This window comes from Vibrio sp. Vb0937 (assembly GCF_033338855.1).
Window position 1 is genome coordinate 1 of record NZ_JAWOTK010000052.1, and the last position, 5,865, is coordinate 5,865.

At 46.3% G+C, this 5,865-nt stretch carries 4 protein-coding genes; all 4 read right to left on the reverse strand.

Annotated elements, in window-relative coordinates:
* Positions 1 to 320 precede the first annotated feature (320 nt).
* Positions 321 to 1,838, reverse strand: coding sequence for a lysine--tRNA ligase (gene lysS / locus R7P67_RS22780; protein ID WP_005382861.1), 1,518 nt, complete (start codon positions 1,836 to 1,838; stop codon positions 321 to 323).
* A gap of 34 nt (positions 1,839 to 1,872) precedes the next feature.
* Positions 1,873 to 2,971, reverse strand: a protein-coding gene (gene prfB / locus R7P67_RS22785; protein WP_100068604.1) for a peptide chain release factor 2 whose coding sequence is annotated in 2 segments (ribosomal slippage) — positions 1,873 to 2,895 and positions 2,897 to 2,971 — 1,098 coding nt in all. Because the reading frame shifts where the segments join, the coding sequence is not laid out codon by codon here.
* Positions 2,972 to 3,144: 173 nt separating this feature from the next.
* Positions 3,145 to 4,884 (reverse strand): single-stranded-DNA-specific exonuclease RecJ, encoded by a 1,740-nt coding sequence (gene recJ / locus R7P67_RS22790; protein WP_064353634.1) that lies wholly within the window; start codon positions 4,882 to 4,884, stop codon positions 3,145 to 3,147.
* Between the two features lie 43 nt (positions 4,885 to 4,927).
* The gene (dsbC, locus tag R7P67_RS22795; RefSeq protein WP_005381786.1) at positions 4,928 to 5,716 is read right to left on the reverse strand and encodes a bifunctional protein-disulfide isomerase/oxidoreductase DsbC; all 789 of its coding nucleotides are present in this window, start codon (positions 5,714 to 5,716) and stop codon (positions 4,928 to 4,930) included.
* Positions 5,717 to 5,865 lie beyond the last annotated feature (149 nt).

A 5,865-nucleotide genomic window follows, 5' to 3' on the forward strand; every position in this document is an offset into this window, starting at 1 on the left:
GATAACCAAGGCTCATAAGTACCGCCAACTACCACAAGCGATCCCGGGATGGAATCCATCTTAAACTGCCCAGCCATTCTCTAACCCTTTTTCATTGTTAATAGAAATTTTGTGCCACAAACTTATCTTTGCGAGCGGGTAACATTATCGAGACTCCGCCCCCTCACGTCTGTCTCAGTATTAAGACTATGCAATAGATTGAGATTTGGCGAATGTTTATTTGCATATCCCATTAAAAGGCAAGTGCAACAACTTGAATTACCTTAACTAAAAGGCAAAAAAAAACCACCCGAAGGTGGTTTTTTACTCATCCTATCGAATTACGCTTGCGGGCGCATTGCAGGGAATAAGATCACGTCACGGATAGTGTGCGTGTTAGTCAGTAGCATAACCAAACGGTCGATACCGATACCTTGGCCTGCTGTTGGCGGTAGGCCGTGCTCTAGAGCAGTGATGTAGTCTGCATCGTAGAACATTGCTTCGTCGTCACCAGACTCTTTCGCTTCAACCTGTGCTTTAAAGCGTGCATCTTGGTCTTCCGCATCGTTAAGCTCTGAGAAACCGTTCGCTACTTCACGGCCACCGATAAAGAACTCAAAGCGGTCTGTAAAGAACGGGTTGTCATCGCTACGACGAGCTAGTGGAGAGATATCTGCTGGGTAGCCAGTGATGAACGTAGGCTGCATTAGCTTAGGTTCTGCTGTTTCACCAAAGATCTCTTCAAGAAGCTGACCACATGTCCAGAAAGGTTCTACTTCAACGTGAACAGATTTCGCGATAGAAACCATTAGATCACGGTTTTGTAGGTCTTCTTCTGTTAGCGCTTGGATTTGCGCGTGGTCTGGGTTGTAGTGCTTGATTGCTTCGAACATGCTCATACGAGTGTAAGTACCACCAAACTCAACCGTTTCATCACCGTAAGGCATTGACGTTGAACCTAGAACTTCTTGCGCCACTGAGCTTAGTAGTTCTTCAGTTAGGTCCATCAGATCTTTGTAGTCTGCGTACGCCATGTAGAATTCCATCATTGTGAATTCTGGGTTGTGGCGTGGAGAAAGGCCTTCGTTACGGAAGTTACGGTTGATTTCGAATACGCGATCAAAACCACCAACAACTAGACGCTTCAGGTATAGCTCTGGCGCGATACGTAGGTACATTGGCATGTCTAGTGCGTTGTGGTGCGTGATAAATGGACGCGCACTCGCACCGCCAGGGATAACGTGCATCATTGGCGTTTCAACTTCCATGAACTGCTTAGAGATCATGAAGTTGCGGATTGCAGACATTACTTTAGAACGTACTACAAACGCTTGACGAGAGTCTTCGTTAACGATCAGGTCAACGTAACGTTGGCGGTAACGCATCTCTTGGTCAGTTAGACCGTGGAACTTTTCTGGAAGTGGACGTAGTGCTTTGGTTAGCAACTCGTACTCTTCCATGTTCACGTATAGGTCACCCTTACCAGACTTATGAAGTGCACCTTTAACACCGATGATGTCACCGATATCTAGACCTTGGTATTTTTCTTTAAGTACTTTTTGAACCGCTTTGTCAGCGTAAGCTTGGATACGGCCAGAAGTTTCTTGAATTACCAAGAATGGACCACGTTTAGCCATGATACGGCCAGCGATTGCTACTACGTGGTTAAGCTCTTCTAGCTCTTCCTTCGTCTTTTCACCGAACTCTTTCTGAAGGTCGCCCGCTAGTGCGTCACGACGGAAGTCGTTTGGATGGCCGTTCGCTTTGCAGCTCTTTCGGATTGCATCCAGTTTAGCGCGGCGTTCAGCAATCAGCTTATTTTCTTCTAGTACAGTTTCGTTTTGAACAGCATCAGTCATTTTCGATGTATCCTGTTTTTGTCGGTGAAAAGCTTTATAGACCTGATTTCAGGCTAGCTTCAATAAATTTGTCCAGATCGCCATCAAGAACCGCTTGAGTGTTACGGTTTTCAATGCCCGTACGGAGGTCCTTAATACGTGAGTCATCCAATACGTAAGAACGGATCTGGCTACCCCAGCCAATGTCAGACTTAGCGTCTTCATTAGCTTGTTTTTCCGCATTTTGCTTTTGCAATTCAAGCTCAAATAGCTTCGCTCGAAGCTGTTTCATTGCCTGATCTTTGTTCTTATGTTGAGAACGGTCATTCTGACACTGAACCACTGTGTTCGTAGGTACGTGCGTAATACGTACCGCAGATTCCGTGGTGTTTACGTGCTGACCACCTGCGCCTGACGCACGGTAAACGTCAATACGTAGGTCGGAAGGATTAATGTCGATGTCGATGTTTTCATCAATCTCTGGATAGATGAACGCAGAAGCAAATGACGTATGGCGACGACCGCCTGAATCGAACGGAGATTTACGAACAAGACGATGAACGCCCGTTTCAGTGCGTAACCAACCGTACGCATACTCACCAGAGATGCGAACTGTTGCCGACTTAAGACCCGCGACTTCACCTTCAGAGACTTCAATCACTTCAGCTTTGAAGCCCTTCGCTTCTGCCCAACGTAGGTACATACGCAGCAGCATGTTAGTCCAGTCTTGTGCTTCTGTACCACCAGAGCCTGCTTGCAAATCGATGTAACAATCAGAGCTATCGTGGTCGCCAGAGAACATACGACGGAATTCAAGCTTTTCTAGCTTCTCTTCCAACTCAGCAAGTTCTGGTTCAATTTCGTCAAATGTTTCTTGATCTTCTTCTTCTACAGCCAGCTCAAGAAGACCTTCTACATCTTCCACACCTTGCTCTAGTTGATCAATGGTTTCAACAACCGCTTCTAGTGATGCACGCTCTTTACCCAGTGCTTGCGCACGCTCAGGTTCGTTCCATACATCTGGTTGTTCAAGTTCTGCGTTGACTTCTTCTAGACGCTCTTTCTTCGCGTCATAGTCAAAGATACCCCCTCAGGACATTTGTGCGCTGAGACACGTCCTGCAGACGGTTTTTAATTGGATTGATTTCAAACATGTTTACTCAACATTTTAGAATAGAATTTAACCGAGAAATTCTACTGAAAAATGTGACCGAGATACAGGAAAATTTCGGATGAGAAATCAGATTGCGGTGAGAGAGAGCACGGTCATAAAATTTTACGCCCACTTAGGGGCAACCGTACTCTATAAGAAAGGTTGATCTAGGTATTACTTAGCTTCGATATGGTCGATCATCAATTGCAATGATTGATTACCACGAAATTCATTCACATCCAGCTTATACGCGAGACGTACTGTTTTAACCGATGCATCTGGCCATCGACGTAGATCAACATTGAATGCGATACCGTCGATCATCACATTGGTAGGGTGACCTTTATAAAGCGGCTCTAACATCAATTTAAGATGCTTCTCACCCACCAGCTTTTGATGCAGTACTTTAAACTCACCATCAAAGATTGGCTCTGGGAAAGCTTGTCCAAAAGGGCCACCCGATCGCAGCTGTTCAGCAACATGCATAGAGAACTCTTCCGGCTTAAGTTCGCCATCTGACATGATCACGCCTTTTAGCGCCGCTTCATCGAGTTCCTTTTTTACCACTTCATCAAACAAACGACTGAAACGCTCAAAATCCTGCTCTTTAATCGTTAAGCCTGCTGCCATGGCGTGTCCACCAAACTTGATGATCAAACCCGGGTTTTGCGTGTCGATGAAATCCAACGCATCGCGCATGTGTAGCCCCGGAATAGAACGACACGAGCCTTTAATCGTCCCTTCTCCACCATCAGCAAATGCAATGACTGGACGATGAAACTTCTCTTTAATGCGCGAAGCCAAAATACCAATCACACCTTGGTGCCAATCACGTTGGAATAAGGCTAAGCCATAAGGAAGCTCATTGCCTTCACCAAACTGAAGGCGCTCACAGAAAGCCATCGCTTCTTGCTTCATGCCTTCTTCAATCTCTTTACGAGTCTGGTTCAAGCCATCCAATTCACTTGCCATGCGACGAGCTGCGTGGATGTTGTTACACATCAGCAGTTCAACACCGAAAGACATATCATCAAGACGGCCTGCTGCGTTAATACGTGGACCTAAAGCAAAGCCAAAATCGGACGCAACTAAACGACGCGCATCGCGCTTAGCGACCTCAATTAACGCTTGGATGCCGGGACGCGCTTTGCCCGCACGAATACGTTGCAAACCTTGGTGTACAAGAATGCGGTTGTTTTCATCCAATGGAACGACGTCGGCGACGGTACCCAGTGCAACAAGGTCAATCAGTTCCATCAACTTGGGCTCTTGCATCCCCTGTTCTGCAAACCAATTGTGTTTTCGCATATGAACGCATAGTGCCATCATGAGATAAAACGCGACCCCCACACCCGCAAGCGCTTTAGATGGAAAGCTACAGCTCTCAAGGTTTGGGTTCACCATCGCATCCACATCAGGCAACACTTGTCCTGGCAAGTGGTGATCGGTAACAAGCACGGTAATGCCACTTTCTTTTGCGTAACGCACGCCTTCGATTGATGAGACGCCGTTATCCACCGTCATGATCATCTCAGCGCCAAGCTCTAAGGCTTGGTCAACGACTTCTGGGCTTAACCCATAACCGTCTTCAAAACGATTTGGCACTAGGTAATCCACATTGTGACTACCAAGCATACGCAGCGCGAGCACTGATAATGCTGAGCTTGTCGCGCCATCAGCGTCAAAATCACCGACAACGATGATGCGTTTTTGTTCTTTTATCGCCTGAAACAAAAGATCGACAGCTTGCTCAATCCCCCCGAGTTTTTGATATGAATGCAACCCACGGGCCGACGTTTCTAATTGTGAAAGATCCGTTATCCCACGGTTGATGTAGATACGTTTAAGAATCGGAGGAATGGAATCAGGAAGAAGGGAAAGATCAGGTTCAGGACGTCGTTGAATTTCTATCATGCTTAAAAGAGCCGACAACTTTGCCGACTCTGCTCCTAATGGATTATAGTTGCTTTAAACGTTTCAATAGCTCTGCAGGTGGTAGGTAGCCACCAACCATTTCGCCATTCGGTAAGAAGATTGCTGGCGTACCAGAAATACCCAATTGGCGACCTAGATTGTAATGCGCCTGGATGGTTTCTTTACACTGTTTCAGGTCTTTCGCAGGGTTATCAAATGTACGATTCACTTTCGCGTTGTGCATTGCCGACGCCGGATCTTCAGCACACCAAATCGTTGCCATTTGCTCTGCCACAGGGCCAGTTGCACCTTGGCGAGGGTAAGCCATGTAACGCACTGTAATACCTAGATCATTATAGCCTTGCATTTGGCTATGCAGACGCACACAGTAACCACAGGTGATATCAGTGAATACGGTCACAACGTACTTTTCATCGTCGGCTTTGTATTCGATCATGCTATCGGAGAACTGCGCAATTTTCTCGGCGTTAAGTGGCGCTTGACGCTCTGCTATGACATCTTTGTAACTGCCATCATCATTAATGGCATAAAGCGTACCGGCGATAAAATGGCTACCATCATTTGAAGCAAACAGGATCCCGCCATTGGTTTGAATTTCCAATAAGCCAGCGACGTCTGATGGTTGAATATCAACGATAGATAAACCAAGCTTTGAGAACTTAGTTTTTAATGCTGCTTCATCAAAGCCGCTCTGGGCAGCTGGCGCCACTTGTTGCGCAGGAGTCTCCGTTTGAGCCTGACTTTCTTCTGCACCACAAGCGGTAACAAAAAATGGTAAAGTCAGCAGAGTTAGTCGGCGTAATACGCTCATGAAATTCACCTTAATGTAAAATCGTTTTTCCAAGAAGACATGGATGAATCTAACCATTGTTATGCTCTTGGGTGGTGTTGACTGTGGATCTGCTTCAATCGTTCAGTCGCCACGTGAGTATAAATTTGCGTGGTCGATAAGTCACTATG

Bases quoted from the DNA above. Each gene is read 5' to 3' on its own strand.
- lysS (WP_005382861.1), bottom strand. From the start codon at position 1,838: ATGACTGATGCTGTTCAAAACGAAACTGTACTAGAAGAAAATAAGCTG.
- recJ (WP_064353634.1), bottom strand. From the start codon at position 4,884: ATGATAGAAATTCAACGACGTCCTGAACCTGATCTTTCCCTTCTTCCT.
- dsbC (WP_005381786.1), bottom strand. From the start codon at position 5,716: ATGAGCGTATTACGCCGACTAACTCTGCTGACTTTACCATTTTTTGTT.